The organism is Achromobacter sp. MUI-25009338 (assembly GCF_057359325.1).
The window spans coordinates 389,404-409,496 of record NZ_CM170627.1 but is presented as its reverse complement, the minus strand read 5'-3'; the positions used below and the strand labels follow the sequence as shown (position 1 = coordinate 409,496).

19 protein-coding genes and 1 tRNA gene are annotated in these 20,093 nt (G+C 68.6%); 10 read left to right on the top strand and 10 right to left on the bottom strand.

The genetic code is table 11. The annotated features are described in order from the left end of the window. Window positions 1-8: 8 nt before the first annotated feature. Window positions 9-776 carry an IclR family transcriptional regulator gene (locus AC1IQ6_RS01925; protein ID WP_102773238.1) on the bottom strand — a complete coding sequence of 256 codons (768 nt, stop codon included), beginning with the start codon at window positions 774-776 and terminating at the stop codon, window positions 9-11. A gap of 91 nt (window positions 777-867) precedes the next feature. On the opposite strand from AC1IQ6_RS01925, the gene AC1IQ6_RS01920 reads away from it, so the two are divergent. The 4 genes from AC1IQ6_RS01920 to AC1IQ6_RS01905 are packed head-to-tail and all read left to right on the top strand — an operon-like array spanning window position 868 to window position 3,964. Continuing rightward, a complete protein-coding gene (locus AC1IQ6_RS01920; protein ID WP_111826078.1) occupies window positions 868-1,872 on the top strand; it encodes a Bug family tripartite tricarboxylate transporter substrate binding protein in 1,005 nt (334 codons plus the stop codon). A 42-nt stretch (window positions 1,873-1,914) separates the two neighbouring features. After that, complete coding sequence (locus tag AC1IQ6_RS01915) at window positions 1,915-2,358, top strand: MaoC family dehydratase N-terminal domain-containing protein (RefSeq protein ID WP_102773237.1); 444 nt, start codon at window positions 1,915-1,917, stop codon at window positions 2,356-2,358. Between the two features lie 10 nt (window positions 2,359-2,368). Next, window positions 2,369-2,788: a MaoC family dehydratase gene (locus AC1IQ6_RS01910; RefSeq protein ID WP_102773236.1), complete on the top strand. Its 420-nt coding sequence runs from the start codon at window positions 2,369-2,371 to the stop codon at window positions 2,786-2,788. Between the two features lie 9 nt (window positions 2,789-2,797). Next, a complete protein-coding gene (locus AC1IQ6_RS01905; protein WP_258231422.1) occupies window positions 2,798-3,964 on the top strand; it encodes a CaiB/BaiF CoA transferase family protein in 1,167 nt (388 codons plus the stop codon). 63 nt (window positions 3,965-4,027) lie between these two features. Here AC1IQ6_RS01905 and AC1IQ6_RS01900 read toward each other — a convergent pair whose 3' ends face one another. Genes AC1IQ6_RS01900 through AC1IQ6_RS01890 form a run of 3 tightly spaced genes read right to left on the bottom strand, consistent with a single transcriptional unit; the run spans window position 4,028 to window position 7,199 of the window. Beyond that, on the bottom strand, window positions 4,028-5,035 hold the full coding sequence (locus AC1IQ6_RS01900; protein WP_485865722.1) for a tripartite tricarboxylate transporter substrate binding protein: 1,008 nt from the start codon (window positions 5,033-5,035) through the stop codon (window positions 4,028-4,030). A gap of 25 nt (window positions 5,036-5,060) precedes the next feature. Next, entirely contained in the window at window positions 5,061-6,218 is a 1,158-nt protein-coding gene (locus AC1IQ6_RS01895; protein ID WP_485865721.1) for an acyl-CoA dehydrogenase family protein, read from the bottom strand. A gap of 12 nt (window positions 6,219-6,230) precedes the next feature. Continuing rightward, entirely contained in the window at window positions 6,231-7,199 is a 969-nt protein-coding gene (locus AC1IQ6_RS01890; RefSeq protein WP_258231421.1) for a Bug family tripartite tricarboxylate transporter substrate binding protein, read from the bottom strand. A 116-nt stretch (window positions 7,200-7,315) separates the two neighbouring features. Here AC1IQ6_RS01890 and AC1IQ6_RS01885 point away from each other — a divergent pair, with 116 nt between their 5' ends. Together AC1IQ6_RS01885 and AC1IQ6_RS01880 are read left to right on the top strand one after the other, a co-directional pair. After that, entirely contained in the window at window positions 7,316-9,442 is a 2,127-nt protein-coding gene (locus tag AC1IQ6_RS01885; RefSeq protein WP_485865720.1) for an acetate--CoA ligase family protein, read from the top strand. A gap of 17 nt (window positions 9,443-9,459) precedes the next feature. Continuing rightward, window positions 9,460-10,266, top strand: a complete 807-nt coding sequence (locus tag AC1IQ6_RS01880; RefSeq protein ID WP_485865719.1) for an enoyl-CoA hydratase/isomerase family protein — start codon at window positions 9,460-9,462, stop codon at window positions 10,264-10,266. A gap of 8 nt (window positions 10,267-10,274) precedes the next feature. Here the strand turns inward: AC1IQ6_RS01880 and AC1IQ6_RS01875 are convergent, their stop codons facing one another. Then, a complete protein-coding gene (locus AC1IQ6_RS01875; protein WP_102773230.1) occupies window positions 10,275-11,009 on the bottom strand; it encodes an IclR family transcriptional regulator in 735 nt (244 codons plus the stop codon). 75 nt (window positions 11,010-11,084) lie between these two features. Between AC1IQ6_RS01875 and AC1IQ6_RS01870 the strand changes: the two genes are divergently transcribed. Beyond that, window positions 11,085-11,813, top strand: a complete 729-nt coding sequence (locus tag AC1IQ6_RS01870; RefSeq protein ID WP_102773229.1) for an enoyl-CoA hydratase/isomerase family protein — start codon at window positions 11,085-11,087, stop codon at window positions 11,811-11,813. A gap of 58 nt (window positions 11,814-11,871) precedes the next feature. On the opposite strand, the gene AC1IQ6_RS01865 is transcribed toward AC1IQ6_RS01870, so the two are convergent. Further along, window positions 11,872-11,946: transfer RNA gene (locus tag AC1IQ6_RS01865), tRNA-Arg, on the bottom strand. A 234-nt stretch (window positions 11,947-12,180) separates the two neighbouring features. Between AC1IQ6_RS01865 and AC1IQ6_RS01860 the strand changes: the two genes are divergently transcribed. Beyond that, a complete protein-coding gene (locus tag AC1IQ6_RS01860; protein ID WP_479730846.1) occupies window positions 12,181-13,077 on the top strand; it encodes a c-type cytochrome in 897 nt (298 codons plus the stop codon). 274 nt (window positions 13,078-13,351) lie between these two features. Here the strand turns inward: AC1IQ6_RS01860 and AC1IQ6_RS01855 are convergent, their stop codons facing one another. The 4 genes from AC1IQ6_RS01855 to AC1IQ6_RS01840 all read right to left on the bottom strand — a co-directional run bounded on the left by AC1IQ6_RS01855 (window position 13,352) and on the right by AC1IQ6_RS01840 (window position 18,039). Continuing rightward, entirely contained in the window at window positions 13,352-14,866 is a 1,515-nt protein-coding gene (locus AC1IQ6_RS01855) for a 3-hydroxyacyl-CoA dehydrogenase (protein WP_479730845.1), read from the bottom strand. Between the two features lie 37 nt (window positions 14,867-14,903). Next, on the bottom strand, window positions 14,904-16,133 hold the full coding sequence (locus AC1IQ6_RS01850; protein WP_102773227.1) for a CaiB/BaiF CoA transferase family protein: 1,230 nt from the start codon (window positions 16,131-16,133) through the stop codon (window positions 14,904-14,906). A 105-nt stretch (window positions 16,134-16,238) separates the two neighbouring features. Continuing rightward, window positions 16,239-17,387 (bottom strand): acyl-CoA dehydrogenase family protein, encoded by a 1,149-nt coding sequence (locus AC1IQ6_RS01845; RefSeq protein ID WP_102773226.1) that lies wholly within the window; start codon window positions 17,385-17,387, stop codon window positions 16,239-16,241. Between the two features lie 28 nt (window positions 17,388-17,415). After that, on the bottom strand, window positions 17,416-18,039 hold the full coding sequence (locus AC1IQ6_RS01840; protein ID WP_102773225.1) for a TetR/AcrR family transcriptional regulator: 624 nt from the start codon (window positions 18,037-18,039) through the stop codon (window positions 17,416-17,418). A gap of 177 nt (window positions 18,040-18,216) precedes the next feature. Here AC1IQ6_RS01840 and AC1IQ6_RS01835 point away from each other — a divergent pair, with 177 nt between their 5' ends. After that, complete coding sequence (locus AC1IQ6_RS01835; RefSeq protein WP_102773224.1) at window positions 18,217-19,188, top strand: NAD(P)H-dependent flavin oxidoreductase; 972 nt, start codon at window positions 18,217-18,219, stop codon at window positions 19,186-19,188. Continuing rightward, window positions 19,185-19,925, top strand: a complete 741-nt coding sequence (locus AC1IQ6_RS01830; RefSeq protein WP_102773223.1) for an enoyl-CoA hydratase-related protein — start codon at window positions 19,185-19,187, stop codon at window positions 19,923-19,925. The genes AC1IQ6_RS01835 and AC1IQ6_RS01830 overlap by 4 nt, the downstream gene beginning before the upstream one ends. The last annotated feature ends 168 nt before the right edge of the window (window positions 19,926-20,093 follow it).

The following is a 20,093-nucleotide window of genomic DNA, read 5'->3' as shown; positions in this document are numbered from 1 at the left end:
GTTTGCTCCTACTTGGATGGGAAAAACGGAGCAGCCGGCTGGCCGTCCAGTATTGCGCCGCGTACGTCGCGCAGCGCCTGCAGATATTCGGCATGGTGTTTGTCGACACGCTCGGTCGGCCCGGCCAGCGACAGCGAGACGGCATGTCCGCCCAGCCAGCCCGAGACCGCCAGCGCGGTCACGCCTTCGGCGCCCTCGCTGCGCGTGTCGTACCAGCCGCGCTTGCGGCCGGCCTCGATATTGGCGATGAGCTTCCCTGGGTCTGTGATCGTGTGCGGCGTCACCGCCTTCAGGTTCAGCCTCGCGACCTCGGCGCGCAATTCTTGCGGCGGCAGCAGCCCCAGCAGGGCCTTGCCGAATGCCGAGGCATGCACCGCGACGCGGTCGCCGACATCCAGGATGTAGCGCAGCGGACGCCGGCTGGGCAGCGCCGCCGCGACCTTCACCGCCAGGCGTTCATGGACGCCGAAGAACGCGGTTTCGTTGGTGCGCTCCACCAGCTGCTCCACCGCTTCCTGCGCCACCGCGGACATCGGATCGTTCTGCCTGAACTGGCACGCCATCTCGAACAGGCGCCCGGTGGGATAGAACTGCCGCGTCTTGGGCGTGCGCATCAGGTATCCCAGCGAATGCAGCGTGTACAGCAGGTCGGAGCAACTGCTGTCGGCGAGCGACAGCAGCCGCGCCATGTCCGAATTCGACAGTTCGCGCTTTTCCCTGGCGAACACCTCGAAAACCGCAAGCGTGCGGCCCGTGGCAGGTATCAGATTGGGCATGGAAAAATCCTGGAAATTACGCTGTGTCGTAGTACTATACGAAATGCCGTAGTTAATTCCAACAGATTTTTTGACCTGGAAGGAGACACCCATGAACATTCAGAATGGCGGCCGCCGGTCGGCTACGGGTCTGGGACGGGTTGCGCTGCTGCTGGCGCTGGGGTGTACGGCGGCCGTCGCGCCCGCGCATGCCGACACCTATCCGGCTCGCGCGATGACCATTGTTTCGGCCGGCCCCGCGGGAGGCATCACCGACCAGGTCAGCCGCCTGATCGGCAGCAAGGTCGCGCAGCGCCTGGGCCAGCCTGTGGTGATCGAGAACCGGCCGGGCGCGGGCGGCAATCCGGCCGCCGAGCACGTCGCCAAGGCCAAGCCCGACGGCTACACCCTGCTGATGGGAACGCAGGGAACCCAGGCCACCAACCAGTACCTCTACAAGTCCCTCAGCTTCGATCCGGCGAAGGACTTCACGGCCGTGCACGCCGTGATCGCGCTGCCCAACGTGCTGGTGGTCAACGCCGATCGTCCGTACCGCACGGTCAAGGAAATGGCGGAGTACGCGGCGCGCAACCCGGGACGCATTACCGTGGCCAATGCGGGCAACGGCACGGGCTCCCATCTGGCGGCGGAACTGTTCCAGACGGTGGCGGGCGTGCAGTTCACGCACGTGCCCTATCGCGGCAGCCCGCCGGCGATCAACGATCTGCTGGGCGGCCAGGTCGACGCCTCGTTCGACTATCCCGCGACCACGCTGGGGCATATCCGCAGCGGCAAGCTGCGCGCCCTGGCCACCACCGGCGCCGCCCGGCTGGCGCTGCTGCCCGACGTTCCGACCATCGCCGAAGCCGGCTACCCCAAGGCCCAGTCGATGTCATGGATAGGCCTGTTCTTCCCCGCCAACACCCCCAAGCCCATCGTCGAGCGCTGGCAGGCCGAAGTGGCGCGCGCGCTCCAGGACCCGGCGGTGATCGACGCGCTGACCCAGATGGGCGGCGCGCCGCTGCCGGTCGGCGGCGAGAAGTTCGAGGAAATGATCCGGACCGAACGCGTCAAGTGGAAATCCATCATCGAACGCACTGGCGCCCGGGCCAGTTGATTCCCGCAGCATCCGGCATGTCCGCCACTCAAGGAGACTCTCTTGCTTGATAAGAACCTGATCGGCCAATCCCTCGGCACGCGCAGCATCGCCGTCGAGCCCGGCCGCCTGCGCTTTTTCGCCAAAGTGATCGGCGAGACCGATCCCGTCTATCTGGACGAAGCCGCCGCGCGGGCGGCGGGACACCCCGCCCTGCCGGTGCCGCCCACCTTTCTGTTCTGCCTGGAGATCGACGCGTTCGACTCCATCGGCACCGCCCGCCTGACGCGGTTGGAGGAAAGCCGCATCCTGCACGGCGAGCAGCGTTTCACCTACCACGCCATGGCTTACGCGGGCGACACCCTGACGTTCGACCTGACGATTGCCGACGTCTACCAGAAGAAAGGCGGCGCGCTCGATTTCCTGGTCAAGGACACGCGCGTGACCAACCAGCACGGCCGGCACATCGCCGACCTGCGCTCCATCGTCGTGCAACGCAACGCCTGAAGGAACGACCATGACTCTTCCCAGCTTCGACAAGCTGGCGGCCGGCGACCGGCTGCCTACCCTGAAACTGCCGCCGATCTCGCGCAAGACGCTGGCCCTGTACGCCGGCGCGTCGGCCGACCATCACCCCATGCATATCGACCTGGACTATGCGCGCAGCGCCGGCGTGGACGATGTCTTCGCGCACGGCATGCTGTCGGCGGCCTATGTGGGCCGCATGCTGACCGACTGGGTGCCGCAGCAGCGCATCCGCAGCCTGGCCTTGCGCTTTACCGGCATCATGCAGCTATATGCCGAGCCGACCTGCACCGGCGAAGTCGTCGAGAAGATGGAGGAAGGCGGAGAACGGCGCGTGCGCCTGGCGCTGCGTTGCGCAGACCAGCACGGCGCCGAGAAAATCGTCGGCGAAGCCGTCATCGCACTGGACTGACGAGGCCGTATGCATATGAACCGAGACAAGCAGGAACCCGTCCGCGGCAATGTGCTGGAGGGCGTGCGGGTGATCGAGATCGCGGGAATCGGGCCCGGCCCGTTCTGCGCCATGCACCTGGCCGACCTGGGCGCGGACGTGATCACCGTGCAACGGCCCGACGGCCGCGCCGGCAGCCTGGGATACGAAACCAGCATCCAGCGCGGCAAGCGCGCCATCGCGCTGGATCTCAAGACCGACGAGGGCCGCGACACGCTGCTGCGCCTGGTCGAACACGCCGACGTGCTGATCGAGGCCATGCGCCCCGGCGTGGCCGAACGCCTCGGGCTGGGACCGCAAGCGTGCCGCGCGCGCAACCCGCGCCTGGTGTACGGCCGCATGACGGGCTGGGGCCAGAGCGGGCCGATGGCGCAGATGGCCGGACATGACGCCAACTACATCGCCTTGTCCGGCGCGCTCTGGAACGCCGGGCCGGCCGACGCCGTGCCGGTCACGCCGTTCTCGGTGGTGGGCGATATCGCCGGCGGCGCGCTGTACCTGTCCATAGGCATACTTGCCGGCGTGCTCAAGGCCCGCCGCAGCGGCCAGGGCTGCGTGGTGGACGCGGCCATCGTCGACGGATCGGCCCACTCCCAGCAATTGCTGCTGGCCGCCCGGGCCAAGGGCATCATCGCCGCCGAACGCAGCCGGAGCCTGCCGAACGCGGCGCCGTTCTACGCCAGCTATCGCTGCGCGGACGGCGGCTTCATCACGGTCGGCGCCATCGAGCCCCAGTTCTATGCGCTACTGCTCGAACGCCTGGAACTGGCCGGCGACCCGGAGTTCGCCGATCAATGGGACAGGTCTCGATGGCCCCGCCGCAAGGAACGCCTGCAGGCGCTTTTCGAGCGCCGCAGCCGCGCCGAATGGTGGGCCGTGTTCGAGGGCAGCGACGCCTGCGTCGTGCCGGTGCTGGAACCCGGCGAGGCCGCGCTCGACCCGCACAACCGCGCGCGCGACATCTACTTCGAGCGCGACGGCTTCCTGCAGGCCGCGCCCGCGCCGCGCTTCGACGGGGCGCGCGCCGAACCGGGGCCGGTGCCGCGCGCCGGCCAGCACACGCGCGAAATCCTTGCGGTCCTGGACGAGCATGGGTCGGGCGCCGTCTGGCGCGACGCCGCAGGACCGCGCGATTGACGTCCACGCAACAGGCCGCGGCGCCCCTGCGGACGCCGCGGCCTTTGCTTGCGCGCCGCCGGGCTACTGCGGCTGTATGTTTTCGCGCCGCACCAGTTCGGCCCAGCGGGCCAGCTCGGATTTGACGAAATCGCCGAATTCGGCAGGCCCCATCGGCTGGATTTGCAGTCCCATTTCGGCCAGCCGCACGGCCACGTCGGGACGCGCCGCCGCGTCCAGCACGCTGGTCCGCAGCTCTTCGATGATGGGCGCGGGCGTCCCGGCCGGGGCCATGATGCCGAACCAGAAGCCCACCTTCTCCACCGAGGGATAGCCCTGCTCGGCCATGGTGGGCACGTCGGGCAGCGCCGCCAGCCGCTTGGGAAAGACCACCGCCAGCGCCTTGGCGCGCTTTTGCTGCACGATGGGCAGCGACGAGGTGATGGACGCGAACAGCAGCTGGATATGCCCGGCCATCAGGTCGGTGACGGCGGGGCCGCCGCCCTTGTACGGCACCGGCGTCATATGGATGTCGGCGGCGGTCTCCAGCATGCGCGCGGCCATGTGGATCTGGCTGCCTGAGCCGAGCGAACCGTAGTTGATCGAGTTGGGCCGCGCTTTGGCGATGCGCACCACGTCGGCCACGCTGTCGGCCTCGAAGCCGGGATTGGCCAGCAGCACCATGGGCGCGGCGCCCAGGAAGACGACGGGCGCGAAGTCCCGCACCGTGTCGTAGGGCAGCGACTTCACCAGGAAGTTGTTGCTGACGTGCGAGTCCAGCGTGACCAGCAGGGTATAGCCGTCGGCCGGGGCGCGCGCCGCCGCCGTGGTGCCGATCACGCCGTTGGCGCCGGCGCGGTTTTCCACCACGACGGGTTGGCCCCATTGCTCGGACAGCGCATTGCCGATCAGGCGGGACAAGGAATCCGAGAATCCGCCCGCCGCGAACGGCACGATCAGGCGCACCGTCCTGGCCGGATAGTCGGACGCGCCCTGCGCGGCCAGGGCTGGGGCGGCGGCGATCAGCCCCGCGGCAAGCAGGGCGCGCATCGCGGCGCGAAGAGTATGGCGTCGGCTGGGTTTCTTGAGCATGATCTTCTCGGACGGACAGGAATGCCTAGCGAAGTGCGGAAAGGCCGAGCGCGCTCTGCGCGATCAGCATGCCGATGATCTGGTTGGTGCCTTCCCCGATGCTCAGGTGGCGCGCATCGCGGTAGTGGCGCTCGACCGGAAACAGCGAGGTGTAGCCGGCGCCGCCATGCACCTGCAGCGCCGTCTCGGCCACGCGCAGCGCCGCGTCGCTGGCATGGCGCTTGGCCATGGCGCACAGGGTGGTGTTGTCGGGCGCGTTGCGGTCCAGCGCGTCGGCCGAGCGGTACGCCAGCAGCCGCGAGGTCTCGACCATGGTCATCATGTCGGCCACCATCTGCTGCACCAGCTGGAACGAACCGATGGGCCGCCCGAACTGCACGCGGTCGCGGGCGAAGCGCACCGCCGCTTCGAGCGAGGATTCGGCGATGCCCAGCGCCGAGAACGCCACCACCGAGCGGCCGATGTTCAGGTACTTCTTCGCGATCGAGAACGCCTGCCCGGGTTCGCCGATCAGGTTTTCGGCCGGGACCTCGACGTCCTCGAACAGCAGCTCGCCCAGCGGGCAGCAGTGCATGCCCATCTTTCCCAGCGGCGTGCACGAGAAACCCGGCATGGCGCTTTCGAACGCCAGGCACGACACGCCGGCCACGCCGTCGTCCGAGACCGTGCGCACGAACACGATGCCCAGGTCGCAGATGGGTCCGTTGGTGATGTAGATCTTGCGTCCGTTGATGCGCCAGCCGCCGGACGCGGTGCGTTCGGCGCGCGTCTGCACATTGGCCGCGTCGGACCCGATGCCGGGTTCGCTCAAGGCGAAGCAGCAGATCGCCTGGCCTTCCAGGATGCGCGGCAGGTACTTGGCGCGCAGCGCCGGACTGCCGGCGCCGGCCAGCACCGACGCCGCCAGGTTGCTCACGCTGAGCATGCCGCGCAGCGACGGCCACACCCGGGCGACCTCGGCGACCAGCGTGCCATACGTGAGCATCGACAGGCCGAAGCCGCCCTCCTCCTCGGGCAGCAGGCCGCCGATCAGGCCATAGTCGCGCATGGCGGCCACGACGGCGCGCGGCACCGGCGTCTTGGCCGCCTCGTACTCATCCACCAGCGGCGCGACCTCGGATTCGAGATAGCGCCTGAGCGAATCCTGCAGCGCCGTTTGGGTCGGGTCCAGAGCGAAATCCATGACGTGGGTCTCCTATTTGGCTTGTTCGAATTCCGGGGCCGTGACCACCTTCTTCCACTTGGCCACCTCGGCCTGCATGAATGCAGAAACCGCTTGCGCGCCGCCGGTCAGCGGCACGATGTGCAGACGCTTCAGAAAGGCCTGCGTCGCTTCTTCCTTGGTGATGTCGTCGACCTCCGCCGCCAGCCTGGCGATGACGTCGGGCGGCGTGCCGGCCGGCGCCATCAGGAAAAACGTGCCCGTGGTTTCGAAACCCTTGAGGCCGGCTTCGCTTATGGTGGGCACCTCGGGCAGGTCGGCGTTGCGCGTGGCGCTGCTGACCGCGATGGGCCGGAACTTGCCCGCCTCGATGAACGCCATTGCGCCCGCCATGTTGTCGAACAGCACGTCGACGTCTCCCGCCAGCAAGGCCTGCTCGGCCGGCGGCGCGCCCCGGTAGGGAACGTGCGTCATCCGCACGCCGGCCATCTGCTTGAACAGTTCGCCGGTCATGTGCATGGACGAGGTCACGCCGGGCGAACCGAAAGTGACGTGCCTGCGCTTGGCCTCGGCGATCAGGTCCGCCACCGAACGGACCGGCGAGCGCTGCGCCACCACCAGCACGTTGCTGGCGTATCCCAGCATGGCGATCGGCGCGAGATCGCGTTCCCATTGATAAGTCGTCTTGCCCAGCGCGGTGTCGACGGCTATGCCGGTGGTGCCTAACATCAGCGTGTAGCCGTCGGGCCGGGCGTTGGCCGTGGCCTGTACCGCGATGGCGCCGCCCGCGCCGGTCTTGTTCTCGACCACGAAAGACTGGCCCAGCTTCTCCGCAAGGCGCTTGGCGTAGTGCCGCGCCAGCAAGTCGGTTCCTCCTCCGGCGGCGAAGCCGACCAGCAGGGTGACCGGCTTGGCGGGATAGGTTTGAGACTGCTGCGCTTGCGCAGGGGCAATGCCGCCCGCGCAGGACCATGCCAGTACGGCGGCCATCAATAGCCTCATGATGCGTCTCCTTTGGTTATGCGCACGATATTCGTACGATATTTCGTACATCACTACGACCTAGTGTAGAATGATTTGCAGAATTTCGTAAATACCTACGACACCACGGAAATCAAATGACTTCAACGACCTGCGAATTTCCCGATCTGGCGAGACTGGTGCGGCCTCGCAATGTGGTTGTGGTACTGGGCTCCCAGCGCCCGAACAGCGAAGGCGCCCGCCTGCTGGAGAACCTGTCCGCGCATTCGCGCCTGGAGGGCGAACTTTTCGTGGTCAATCCGCCCATGCGCGGCGACGGCCCCTTCCGCTGCTGGCCGTCGATCGCCGCCCTGCCGGACGCGGACATCGACGTGGCCTTGATCATTCTGAGGGCGGCCCACGTGATGGACGCCTTGCGCGACTGCGCCGCGCGCGGGATCCCATTCGCCGTGGTCATGTCGTCGGGTTTCGCCGAAGCCGGGCCCGAAGGCCAGGCGCTGCAACAGGAGATCGCGGACCTGTGCAGGCAGACGGGGCTGCGGGTCTACGGCCCGAACTGTCCCGGCCTGTCGAACTTCCGCGATCGCATGGGCATGACGATCTCGCCAGCCTTCAAGTCCGACAGGAACGTCGGCACGATAGGCATCGTCACCCAGGGCGGCGGCGCGGGCCGCAACGTGGTCCAGGGGCTGTCGTACGGAGCCGGCGCGGCAATGTGGCTGTCGGCGGGCAACGAGGTCGACCTGGGCGCGCCGGACTTCATCGCCCACATGGCCAACGACCCCGGCGTGCGCGTGATCGCCGTTCTGCTCGAAGGAATAAAGGACGGCCGCCGCCTGGTCGCCGCGCTGGAACTGGCGCGCTCGCGCGGCAAGCCGGTGGTGATCCTGAAGATCGGCCGGTCGGAGTACGGCATGCGCGCGGCCCAGTCGCATACGGGCTCGATCACCGGCGCGGCCGATGTCAACAGCGCCATGTTCGCGCAGTTCGGCGCGATCGAAGCCCATGACATGGACGAGCTGGTGGCCCTGGCGCGCCTGGCCGACGGCGGCCGCCTCCCGGCCTCGGCAGACCTGGCGGTGGTGACCTTTTCGGGCGGCGCGGCCGCGATGGCCGCGGACCAGATCGGGCTGCAGGGCCTGCGCCTGGCGCAGTTCTCGCCGGCCACCACCGAGCATCTGCGGACCAGCCTGCCCGACTATGCGGCCATCTCCAACCCGGTGGACGTCACCGCCGAAGCCCTCAAGAGCATCGACGGCCTGGCTTCCTGCCTGCGCGCGGTGGCCGACGACCCGGCGGTGGGCGCCGTGGTCGTCCCGATCCCGGCGGACTATGCCGAGCTGACCGATGGAATCGCGCGGGCCATCGTCGATGCGGCCGCCGACGCCGCCAAGCCCATCTTGCCGGTCTGGATGAGCCGGCGCCTGGGCACCGGCTTCGAGCGCCTGGAAAGCCAGGGGCTGGCTCCCTTCCTGTCCTTGACCACGGCCCTGGCGGCCTTGCGCAAGGTCATGCCGCGCGGCCTGCTGTCCGGCCTGGACGCCGCTCCGGCCGGGCCGGCTTGCGCGGAATCCGCGGCGGCGCAAGCCGTGGCCTGCACCGAGAGCGCCGCCAAGGCGATGCTGCGCGAGGCCGGCATCCCAGTGCCGCAGGGCAGGCTGAGCCGCTCGGCCGCCGAAGCGGCCGAGGCGGCGCAGGCCATCGGCTTTCCCGTCGTCCTCAAGATCGCCAGCGCGCAGATCCCGCACAAGACGGAAGTGGGCGGCGTGCGCTTGGGCGTCGGTTCGGCCGGCGACGCTGCCGAAGCCTACGAGGCGCTGGTGCGGCAGGTCGGCGCGCGCCGCCCGGACGCCACGATAGACGGGGTGCTGGTGGAAAAAATGTTCCATGACGGCGGGCGCGAAATGCTGGTCACCGTCCGCGCCGATCCCATGTACGGGCATGTCGTCACCGTCGGCCTGGGCGGCATATTCGTCGAACTGCTCAAGGACGTGGCGCACCGGGTGCTGCCGATCCAGGCCGCCGACGTGCGCGACATGCTGGCCGGGCTGAAGCACCGCGCCTATCTGGGCGCGTTCCGCAATCTGCCGCCCATCGACGCCGAAGCCTTCGTGCAGCTGGTGCTGCGCATCTCGGAATTCGTGTCGGGGCGTCCCGAGCTGCGCGAAGCCGAGTTCAACCCCGTCTGGGTCGGCCCGCCCGGCGAAGGCGCCTGGGTGCTCGACGCCCTGATACTGACTTCCCCCGACGTTGAACGTCGTTAACCACGAGGACGAACGCCATGTACGAAGGCCTGCAGTACGAGATGTCGGATGGTGTGGGCACCATCACCCTGGATCGGCCGCAATACAAGAACGCCATCGATATCCCCATGCGCAGTTCCCTGCGCGAGCTGCTGCGCGCGCTGCGCCAGGAACGCGAACTGAAGGCGCTGGTCCTGACGGGCGCCGGCGGCAACTTCTGTTCCGGCGGCGACCTGAACGCCTTGCGCAACAGCGCGGCGGCCGGCGAGGCGACTGCGCCCGGCCGCCGCCAGCGGCTGGTCGACCTGCACGACGTGGTGGCCAGCCTGGTGGAGTTCGACCGGCCGGTGATCGCGGCGGTGGAGGGCGTGGCCTATGGCGCCGGCCTCGGCCTGGCCATGACCGCCGACCTGGTGCTGGCCGCCGACGACGCCCGCTTCTGCATGGCCTTCGGACGCCTGGGCGCGGTGGCGGACTTCGGGACGTTCTACACGCTGCCGCGCCTGGTGGGCGTGCAGCGGGCCAAGGAACTGCTGTTCTCGGCGCGCGAGTTCGGCGCGGCCGAGGCGCGCGCCATGGGGCTGGTGCTGGAAACGCATCCGGCCTCGCAGGTGCAGGAGCGGGCCCGGGCCATCGCGCGCTGCCTGGCCGAGGCCTCGCCGGTGGCGCTGAGCATCACCAAGCGCGCGCTCAACGTCTCGCTGCGCAGCGACCTGCAAACCATGCTGATGCTGGAAAGCGACGGCCAGGGCGTGGCGATGAGCACCGACTACCACACCATGGCGCTGCAGCGCTTCTTCGACAAGAAGGGCCCGCCGTTCCAGTGGCCGGCGCAGCGACCATGAAAGCCGCGTCAGGCCTGCAGCGAGTCGCGCACCTCGAACAAGGCCTGCAGATAGGCCTTGCGATGCTTCTCGACGCGTTCGGCAGGGCCGGCCAGCGACAAGGCCACCGGCTGGTCGCCCAGCGTGCCGGTCACGGCCAGCGCGGTCACGCCTTCGGCGCCTTCCCCGCGGGACTCATACCAGCCCTGCTTGCGCCCCTGGGCCAGGTCGGCCTGCAGTTTCTTGGCGCTGGTGATCGTGTCGGGCGTGAAGGGCTTGAATTTGATCTGCTGGATCTGCGCCTGCATCTCGTCGTCCGGCAATTCGGCCAGCAAGGCCTTGCCGATGGCCGATGCATGCAGCGCGATCCGGTCGCCCACGTTGACGATATAGCGCAGCGGCCGGCGGCTGGGCTGCGCCGCCACCACCTTGACGGCGGAGCGGTCCATCACGCCGAAGAACGCGCTCTCGTTGGTGGTCTCGACCAGTTGCTGGACGGCTTCCTTGGCCGAACGCGTCAGCGGGTCGTTCTCGGCGATCTGGCGGGCAATTTCGTACAGGCGCGCGGTCGGGTAGAAGCGGCGGCTGCGGGGCGCGCGCATCAGATAGCCCAGCGTGTGCAGCGTGTTCATCAGGTCCGAGCAACTGCTTTCGGCCAGCGACAGCATGCGCGCCATCTCCGAGTTGGACAGTTCGCGTTTCTCACGCGCGAAGATCTCAAAGGCGGCCAGCGTGCGAGCAGCGGCTGGAATCAGTGTAGGCATGTCGAAATTCCCAAAGGCGGCCCGTTTGGAAGCAGGGCGCCACATATCATAATGCGCAACCGATGAGGCCTTTCGATGGACGGCTTTTCCCAACTGCAGTTGCACGTGCAGGATCACATCGCCACCCTGACCCTGGACAATCCGCCGGTCAATGCGCTGAGCCGCGACCTCAACGATGAGCTGACCCGGGCGCTGGACATGCTTTCGGATGTCGACGACGTGCGCGTCGTGGTGCTCACCGGCGCGGGCAAGGTATTCTGCGCCGGCGCCGACCTGAAGCGCCGCGCCGAGAACACGGCCGGCCTGGGCGGCCTGATCGCCCACTCCCGACGCACCCGCGAGTGCTTTCATGCGATCCGCGAATGCGCCAAACCCGTCATCGCGGCGATCAACGGACCGGCGCTGGGCGCCGGCCTGGCCATCGCGGCTTCGTGCGACATCCTGCTGGCCTGCGACAACACCGTGCTGGGCCTGCCAGAGATCGACGTCGGCGCGATGGGCGGCGGACGCCATGCCATGCGGCTGTTCGGCCATTCGCGCACGCGCCGCATGATGCTGACCGGCGAACGCGTCCCGGGGCCCGAGCTGTACCGGCTGGGCATCGTCGAGGCCTGCACGGCGCCCGGCGAACTGCTGCCGGCGGCCCTGGCCATGGCCGCCACCATCGCGTCCAAGCGTCCGGCGGCGACCAGGCTCGCCAAGCACACGCTCAATACGATCGAGGATATGAGCCTGCGCGACGGTTATCGGTACGAGCAGGACATGACGGCAGTTCTTGCCAAAGGTGGGGATGTGCGCGCTTGAGAACGGGCCCGGGATGAGGCCCCGGCGCGGGCCTGAAATAAGCTGGCCGCAGATGCTGTGGCGCGCCCGACAGGAATCGAACCTGTATCAAGAGCTTCGGAAACTCTCATTCTATCCATTGAACTACGGGCGCAGCGCAAGGGAGGCGGTATTGTACCCAGTTTTCGCCAGCCTGCATGAAATGGATCAAAGCGGCCGGCGAACTCAGCGAAAACCCGGCGGTTGCGCTGGCCCCGCGTCTATGACACCGTTATATAATCCAGCGTTTGCTTGCACGGCGGGCCGTCATTGCCGCCGACTTTTGTGCAGTACTGATTTTCTGTTGCCGCCGCCAGGCGCCCCCGGTACCCGTTAGCAGGATTTGGTCATGAGCAACGAGCAGGAACACATAGAAGAGCACTCCTCCCCCATCAAGACCCCGAAGCAACTGATCGTCACGGTCGTACTGGCTTTCGTGGTTCCCATCGCCATCATCATCCTCCTGGTGAACATGGTGGCCACAGGCAATAAAGTCGGCGCCGGCTCGGACACGCTGTCCAACGAAGCCGTCGCCAGGCGCATCGCCCCGGTCGCGGGCTTCGAACTGGTCGACGCCAACGCGCCCAAGGTCTTCAAGACCGGCGAACAGGTCTTCGCCGCCGTCTGTACGGCCTGCCATACCGCCGGCGTCGCCGGCGCGCCCAAGGTCGGCGACAACGGCGCCTGGGCGCCGTTCATCAAGGCCGGCTACGACGCCATGCTGAACGTGGCCCTGCACGGCAAGGGCGGCATGCCCGCCAAGGGCGGCAACCCGGCCCTGTCCGACTACGAAGTCGCGCGCGCCGTGGTCTACATGGCCAACAAGTCGGGCGGCTCCCTGCCCGAACCCGAAGCGCCGGCCGAGGGCGGCGACAAGAAGGAAGCCGCCGCCGCACCGGCCGCTGCTCCCGCCGCCGCGCCCGCGGCCCCCGCGCCCGCCGCGGCGCCGGCTCCGGCCGCGCAGGCGCCGGCCCCGGCCGCCCCGCAGGCCGCCGCCACCGTCAACCCGGCCGGCGAAAAACTGTACAAGAGCGTCTGCTTCGCCTGCCACGCCACCGGCGTGGCCAATGCCCCCAAGTTCGGCGACAAGGCCGCCTGGGAGCCCTACATCAAGACCGGCATGGACGCCATGGTGAAGGTCGCCATGCAGGGCAAGCCGCCCATGCCGCCCAAGGGCGGCGCGGCCGATGCCTCCGAAGAGGACATCCGCGCGGCCGTGCAGTACATGGTCGACGCCGCCAAGTAAGCGGCGGCCGATACGAAAAAGCCCCTCTCGCGAGGGGCTTTTTTGTGTGTGCCGCGACGGGGTAGACGGGGTAGGATGGGTGCAGCGCGAGATTTCTTGACCAAGCACCCCGATATCGAGCGCGCGAAACCCATCAGGCGGCGCCAGCCGCCGCCTTTCGTCGCATGCCGCTGTTTGGCCTCCGGCCGCGAAACCCGGCGGCTTGCGCCGCCTGATGGGTTACGCGCGCTTGATACTTGAGTTCTTTCTTAAGGATTCTCGCGCTGCACCCATCCTACGCCTGCGTCAGCGGCATGTTCAGCTGCACGCGGCGCTGCAGCCACAGGCTGGGGCGGTAGCGCGGGTCGCCGGTGACGCGTTGCATGCTCTTGAGGATTTCCAGGATGCGGTCGGCGCCCAGCTTGTCGCCCAGCGCCAGCGGGCCCGTCGGATAGCCCAGGCCCAGCGTCACCGCCAGGTCGATGTCCTGCGGCGTGGCGATTTTCTGCTGCGCGATGTCGCTGGCGATGTTGACGATCATGGCCACGATGCGCTGCGCGATGAAGCCGGGCGAATCCTCGATCACCGTGACCGGCACGCCGTCGGCGGCCAGCAGCGCGTGCGCGGCGTCGCGCCATTTTTCTTCGGTGGCCGGCGAGGCCATGATGGTGCGGCGCTTGGCGCTGTCGAAGGCGTATAGCGTGTCCAGGCCGACGGTGCGCGCGGGGTCCAGGCCCTGGGCCGAGACCGTGGTGGAGACGTCCTCGCCGAACGGCGTGACGACGATCAGCGCGTCGGCGTCGGGCGTGGAGCCGCTCAGCAGGCGGGCGTCCAGTTTTTCCAGCAGCGCGATGGCGCGCGCGTAGCCTTCGGGATGCTTGGGGCTGACCCAGACCTTGAGGTCGGCGGGCAGCGCCGGCACCGGCGGCTCGGCCGGCACCTGCTTCTGGCCGTCGGCGTAGACGTAGAAGCCCTCGCCGGCCTTGCGGCCGATCAGGCCGCCGGCCAGGCGCACGGTGGTGATGGGCGACGGGCGGAAACGCGGCTCGTCGAAGAACTGGCGGTAGATCGACTCCATGACGGGATGCGACACGTCCAGCGCCGTCAGGTCCAGCAGCTCGAACGGGCCCATGCGGAAACCGGCCTGTTCGCGCATCACGGCGTCGACCTGGGCGAAGGACGCCACCGCCTCCTGCGCCACGCGCAGGCCTTCGGTGTTCATGCCGCGCCCGGCGTGGTTGACGATGAAGCCGGGCATGTCCTTGGCGCGCACCGGCGTGTGGCCCATGCGGCGCGCCAGCTCGGCCAGCGTGTCGCCGACTTCGGGCGCGCTGCGCAGGCCGTCGATGACTTCGACCACCTTCATCAGCGCCACCGGGTTGAAGAAGTGGTAGCCGGCCACGCGCCGCGGATGCTTGCAGGCGGCCGCGATGGCGGTGATGGACAGCGACGAGGTGTTCGAGGCCAGGATGCAGTCTTCGGAAACCACGCCTTCGAGCGCGGCGAACAGGTCGCGCTTGACGTCCAGGCGCTCGACGATGGCTTCCACCACCACCTGGCAGCTGGACATGTCGGTCAGGGCGGTGGCCGATTCCACGCGCGCCAGCGCGGCCTGCGCGTCGGCGGCGCTCAGCTTGCCCTTCTGGGCCAGTTTTTCCCAGGTCTGGCGCAGCGACTCGCGCGCGTTGGCCACAGCCTCGGCGCTAGTGTCGTACAGGCGCACGCGCAGGCCGGCCTGCGCCGCGATCTGCGCGATGCCGCGCCCCATGGCCCCGGCGCCCACGACGCCGATGGTTTGAATCTCCGTCATCAACTCTCTCCTGCCTGTGGTCTATATGAAATTGGGTTCAGGGCCGGCTCTGCGCCAGCGCCTCGATTTCTTCGGCCGACAGCCCCAGCCGCTCGGACAGCACCTGCGCGGTGTGCTCGCCCAGCATGGGCGGCGGGCGGCGGTATTCGACCGGGCTGCCGGAGAACTTCAGCGGGCTGGCCGCCATCGGCACCTTGCCGGCGGCCGGATGGGGCAGTTCGCGCTTCATGCCGCGCGCCAGCACGTGGGGGTCTTCGTAGACCTGGTCCAGCGTGTTGATCGGGCCGGCCGGCACGCCCACGCTTTCCAGGGCCGCGAGCCAGTGGTCGCGTTCGCCGGTGGCCATGCGCTCGGCCAGAAGCGGCACCAGCTCCTCGCGGTTCTTCACGCGCTGCGGATTGGTGGAGAAGCGCGGGTCGGCCGACAGTTCGGGCAGGCCGATCACGCCGCAGTAGTTGCGGAACTGGCTGTCGTTGCCCACCGCCACGATGAGGTGGCCGTCGCTGGCCGCGAACACCTGGTACGGCACCAGGTTCTGGTGCGCGTTGCCGGCGCGCCGGGGCGCGACGCCCGAGGTCATGTAGTTGAGGTTCTGGTTGGCCAGCATCGCCACCTGGCAGTCCAGCAGCGCCATGTCGATGTGCTGGCCCAGGCCGCTGCGCGCGCGTTCGTGCAGCGCGGCCAGGATGCCCACGGTGGAATACATGCCGGTCATCAGGTCGGCCACGGCCACGCCGGCCTTCTGCGGACCGCCCCCGGGCAGGTCGTCGCGCTCGCCGGTGATGCTCATCAGGCCGCCCATGCCCTGGATCATGAAGTCGTAGCCGGGACGGCTGGCGTACGGGCCGTTCTGGCCGAAGCCGGTGATGGAGCAGTAGATCAGGCGAGGATTGATTTCCTTGAGGCTGGCGTAGTCCAGGCCGTACTTGGAAAGGCCGCCGACCTTGAAGTTTTCCACCAGGATGTCGCACTGCTGCGCCAGTTCGCGCACCAGTTCGGCGCCGCGCGGCGAGGCGATGTCCAGCGCCACCGACAGCTTGTTGCGGTTGGCCGACAGGTAGTAGGCCGCCTCGCTGGTGTCGTTGCCGGCCTCGTCCTTCAGGTAGGGAGGCCCCCAGGCGCGCGTATCGTCGCCCGAGCCGGGCCGTTCGATCTTGATCACCTCGGCGCCGAGGTCGGCGAGATTCTGGGTGCACCAGGGGCCGGCCAGGACGCGCGTCAGGTCGAGCACACGTATGCCGGTAAGGGGAGCGGGACGTTGCGACATCGGTAATCTTTTCGCTAGAAGAGAATGAGGACGCCCGGCTCGCGGCGGCGCGCGAGCCGGGCCGGATCGACGTAGGTCAAGCTGGATATTAGCCCGGACGCAGGCTCAGGAATGCGCCTTGATCGTTTCCCGGGCGATGACCAGCTGCTGGATCTGCGAGGTGCCCTCGAAGATGCGGAACAGCCGCACGTCGCGGTAGAAGCGCTCCACCGCGTATTCGGACATGTAGCCGGAGCCGCCGTGGATCTGCACCGCGCGGTCGGCCACGCGCCCCACCATCTCGGTGGCGTACAGCTTGCAGCAGGCGGCCTGCATGGTGGTGTTCTCGCCGCGGTCGCGCATGCGGGCGGCGTCCAGCACCATGCAGCGGGCGGCATACAGCTCGGCCTGGCTGTCGGCGATCATGGCCTGGATCAGCTGGAATTCGGCGATGGGCTGGCCGAACTGCTTGCGTTCCAGCGCGTACTTGACGGCGTCGCGCAGCAGCCGCTCGGCGATGCCCACGCACAGCGCCGAGATGTGCAGGCGGCCCTTGTCCAGCACCCGCATCGAGGTGCGAAAGCCGTTGCCTTCCTCGCCGCCCAGCAGCGCGCTGGCCGGCACGCGGCAGTTGTCGAACACCACGTCGCTGGTCAGCGCGCCGGCCTGGCCCATTTTCTTGTCGGGCTTGCCGATCGACAGGCCCGGCGCCCCGGCCTCGACCAGGAAGCACGAGATCGAGCCGGCGCGGCGCTCGGGCGCGGTGCGCGCCATGACCGAGAACAGGCCGGCGATGGGCGCGTTGGTGATGAAGCGCTTGGTGCCGTTGAGCACGTACTCGTCGCCGTCGCGCACCGCCGACAGGCGCAGCGCCATCGCGTCGGAGCCCGCGTCCGGCTCGGTCAGCGCGAACGAGCCGATCAGTTCGCCGCTGGCCAGCCGCGGCAGGTAGCGCTGGCGCTGTTCATCCGTGCCGGCCAGCACAATGGCCTGCGAGCCGATGCCGATGTTGGTGCCGGCCAGCGAGCGGAACGCGGGCGAGGTCTCGCCCAGTTCGAAAACCACGCGCACTTCCTCTTCCATGGTCAGGCCCAGGCCGCCGTAATCCGGCGAGATGGACAGGCCGAACAGGCCCAGGTCGCGCATTTCCGCGACGATGTCGGGCGGCACCTGGCCGCTGGCGGCCAGTTCTTCTTCGGCGGGGATCAGGCGTTCGTGCACGAAGCGGCGCACCGCGTCGAGCAGCAGGTTCAGGGTTTCGGTGTCGAGGGCCATGATGGAAGTCTCAAAGGTGTGGCGGGGCTCAGGCGCGCATGCCGCCGATCAGTAAATCGAAATAGCCGGCGGCGATGCCTTCCGCCGTTTCGCCCTGGCCGGGCTTGTACCAGCGCACCATCCAGTTCAGCATCGACAGCACCGCGCGGCCGGCGGCGGGCACGTCCAGCGGCCGGAACGCGCCTTCGGCCACGCCCTGGGCGATGACCTCGCGCAGGCGCTGCTCGTAGCCGTCGCGCAGGCGCGCGGCGTCCTCGCGCTCGGCCAGCGCCATGCCGGAATAGCCGATCAGCATGGTGACGAATTCGGGCTGGTGCTGTTCGAAATAGCGCGCATGGGCCAGCATGAAGGCGCGCAGCCGCTCGCCGGCGCCGTCGGCGCGGGCCAGCGCCTGGCCGACGGCCTGCGTCAGCCCGCTCAGCGCGGCCAGGATGATGGCGTCGTAGATGTCCTGCTTGGTGGTGTAGTAGTGATAGATCGCCGCCTTGGACACGCCCAGCGCGGCGGCCAGGTCGGACACGGAGCTGCCGTCATAGCCGCTGCGGGCGAAGAGCTTGGCGGCTTCTTCCAGGATGCGTTCGCGCGGCGCCGCCAGGGACGGCGGACGGCCGGCGCGGGCGCGTTTCTGGGCGGGAGGGGCGGAGGTCGCCATGGCAGCCTTTTCAGGGCCGCGCCGGCGCTGGCGGAAGCCCGGACCGGGCTCCATTGACAGCGCTTCGGCGCATGCCGTTTAATAAAGATTAATTAATTACCGGACGGTCGGTAGATAATTATAGGCACACCCGCCTGCAATGCTCAAGCCCTCGGAATTCTTTTCGCGACGACGCTTATGCCCCACTCTCTCGTGACTGATTTGTATGGCCAGATGTCCCTGCCGGTGATCTGCGCCCCCATGTTCATCGTGTCCAATCCGAAGCTGGTGGTGGCGCAGTGCACCAGCGGCATCGTGGGCGCGTTTCCGGCGCTCAACGCGCGCCCGCAAAGCCTGCTGACCGACTGGCTGGACGAAGTCCAGGCCGGGCTGGCCTCGTACCGCGAAGCCAATCCGGACGCCAAGGTGGCGCCGTTCGCGGTCAACCAGATCATCCACCAGTCCAACGACCGGCTGGACCAGGACCTGGCGGTGTGCGCCAGCCACCGGGTGCCGCTCGTGATCACCAGCCTGCGCGCCCCCGGCGACCTGGTCAAGGGCATACACGACTGGGGCGGCAAGGTGTTCCACGACGTGACCACGCTGCGCCATGCCGAAAAAGCGCTGGAGGCCGGCGTGGACGGCCTCATCCTGGTGTGCGCGGGCGCGGGCGGCCATGCCGGCACGCTCAGCCCCTTCGCGCTGGTGTCGGAAGTGCGCCGCTTCTACGACGGCCCGCTGATCCTGTCGGGCGCCATCACCTCGGGCGCGCACGTGCTGGCCGCGCAGGCCATGGGCGCGGACTTCGCCTACATGGGCACGCGCTTCATCGCCAGCGCAGAGGCCAACGCCAGCGACGGCTACAAATCCGCCATCGTCGAGGCCAGCGCCTCGGACATCCTCTACACGCCGTTCTTCACCGGCATCCCGGGCAACTACCTGAAGGCCAGCATCGCCGCCGCCGGCCTGGACCCGGCCAACCTGCCGGCGCCGGAAAGCGGCGCCTCCAACTTCGGCAGCACCCGGGTCAAGCCCTGGAAGGACATCTGGGGCGCCGGCCAGGGCGTGGGCGGCATCGCCAGCGTGCTGCCCACGCGCGAGATCGTCGACACGCTGCGCCGCGAGTACGCCGAGGCCAAGACGCGCCTGGCGGGCGGGGATTTCGCATGAGCGCGGGACTCAACGTGGCGCGCGACGGCGCCGTCCTTACGCTGACCATAGACCGTCCCGACCGCCGCAACGCGCTCGACGTCGCCACCTACGCGGCACTCAGCGAGCAGCTGACGCTGGCGGGCGGCGACCAGACGCTGGCCGCCGTGATCCTGACCGGCGCGGGGGGCAACTTCACGGCCGGCAACGACCTGCGCGACTTCCAGGTCGAACGCGGCGCCGGCGACAGCGCCGGCATGACCTTCCTGCGGGCCCTGATCGGGACCGACGTGCCGGTCATCGCCGCGGTCGAGGGCCATGCCGTCGGCATCGGCGTGACGCTGCTGCAGCATTGCGATTTCGTCTACGTCGGCGAAGGCGCCAGCCTGCGCATGCCGTTCGTGGCGCTGGGCCTGTGCCCGGAAGGCGCCTCCAGCCTGCTGCTGCCGCGGCTGGCGGGCGCGCGCCGCGCCGCCGAATGGCTGCTACAGGGCAAGGCGTTCTCGGCGCAGGACGCCGCCCAGGCCGGCCTGGCCACCGCGGTCACCCCGTCCGGACAGGCGCTGGCGGCCGCCCAGGCCGCCGCCGCCGACCTGGCGCGCCAGCCCCCGGCCGCCCTGCGCCTGACCAAGGCCATGCTGCGCCGCCCGGACCGCCAGGCCATCGAGGAAACGCTGGATTACGAAGCCCAGCAGTTCCGCGTGCGCCTGCAATCCGAAGAAGCGCAGGCCGCGTTCGCGCGGTTTTTCAAGAAATAGGGGTTGGGGGTGGCCGATGGGTTTCGCGCGCTCGGCAGTCGTGTTCTTGTGATGAGGGCGGCGCGCTATACCCATCCTACGGGCGGATCGCGACGTAGGATGGGTGCAGCGCGAGACCGTCTACGCAAACAACCAAGCGCCGAACGCGCGAAACCCATCGGCCGGCGC

Excerpts from the sequence above, each read along its gene's own strand:
- AC1IQ6_RS01925 (WP_102773238.1), bottom strand. The coding sequence starts at position 776 with ATGCCCAATCTGATACCTGCCACGGGCCGCACGCTTGCGGTTTTCGAG.
- AC1IQ6_RS01920 (WP_111826078.1), top strand. The coding sequence starts at position 868 with ATGAACATTCAGAATGGCGGCCGCCGGTCGGCTACGGGTCTGGGACGG.
- AC1IQ6_RS01910 (WP_102773236.1), top strand. The coding sequence starts at position 2,369 with ATGACTCTTCCCAGCTTCGACAAGCTGGCGGCCGGCGACCGGCTGCCT.
- AC1IQ6_RS01905 (WP_258231422.1), top strand. The coding sequence starts at position 2,798 with ATGCATATGAACCGAGACAAGCAGGAACCCGTCCGCGGCAATGTGCTG.
- AC1IQ6_RS01900 (WP_485865722.1), bottom strand. The coding sequence starts at position 5,035 with ATGCTCAAGAAACCCAGCCGACGCCATACTCTTCGCGCCGCGATGCGC.
- AC1IQ6_RS01895 (WP_485865721.1), bottom strand. The coding sequence starts at position 6,218 with ATGGATTTCGCTCTGGACCCGACCCAAACGGCGCTGCAGGATTCGCTC.
- AC1IQ6_RS01890 (WP_258231421.1), bottom strand. The coding sequence starts at position 7,199 with ATGAGGCTATTGATGGCCGCCGTACTGGCATGGTCCTGCGCGGGCGGC.
- AC1IQ6_RS01885 (WP_485865720.1), top strand. The coding sequence starts at position 7,316 with ATGACTTCAACGACCTGCGAATTTCCCGATCTGGCGAGACTGGTGCGG.
- AC1IQ6_RS01880 (WP_485865719.1), top strand. The coding sequence starts at position 9,460 with ATGTACGAAGGCCTGCAGTACGAGATGTCGGATGGTGTGGGCACCATC.
- AC1IQ6_RS01875 (WP_102773230.1), bottom strand. The coding sequence starts at position 11,009 with ATGCCTACACTGATTCCAGCCGCTGCTCGCACGCTGGCCGCCTTTGAG.
- AC1IQ6_RS01870 (WP_102773229.1), top strand. The coding sequence starts at position 11,085 with ATGGACGGCTTTTCCCAACTGCAGTTGCACGTGCAGGATCACATCGCC.
- AC1IQ6_RS01860 (WP_479730846.1), top strand. The coding sequence starts at position 12,181 with ATGAGCAACGAGCAGGAACACATAGAAGAGCACTCCTCCCCCATCAAG.
- AC1IQ6_RS01855 (WP_479730845.1), bottom strand. The coding sequence starts at position 14,866 with ATGACGGAGATTCAAACCATCGGCGTCGTGGGCGCCGGGGCCATGGGG.
- AC1IQ6_RS01850 (WP_102773227.1), bottom strand. The coding sequence starts at position 16,133 with ATGTCGCAACGTCCCGCTCCCCTTACCGGCATACGTGTGCTCGACCTG.
- AC1IQ6_RS01845 (WP_102773226.1), bottom strand. The coding sequence starts at position 17,387 with ATGGCCCTCGACACCGAAACCCTGAACCTGCTGCTCGACGCGGTGCGC.
- AC1IQ6_RS01840 (WP_102773225.1), bottom strand. The coding sequence starts at position 18,039 with ATGGCGACCTCCGCCCCTCCCGCCCAGAAACGCGCCCGCGCCGGCCGT.
- AC1IQ6_RS01835 (WP_102773224.1), top strand. The coding sequence starts at position 18,217 with ATGCCCCACTCTCTCGTGACTGATTTGTATGGCCAGATGTCCCTGCCG.
- AC1IQ6_RS01830 (WP_102773223.1), top strand. The coding sequence starts at position 19,185 with ATGAGCGCGGGACTCAACGTGGCGCGCGACGGCGCCGTCCTTACGCTG.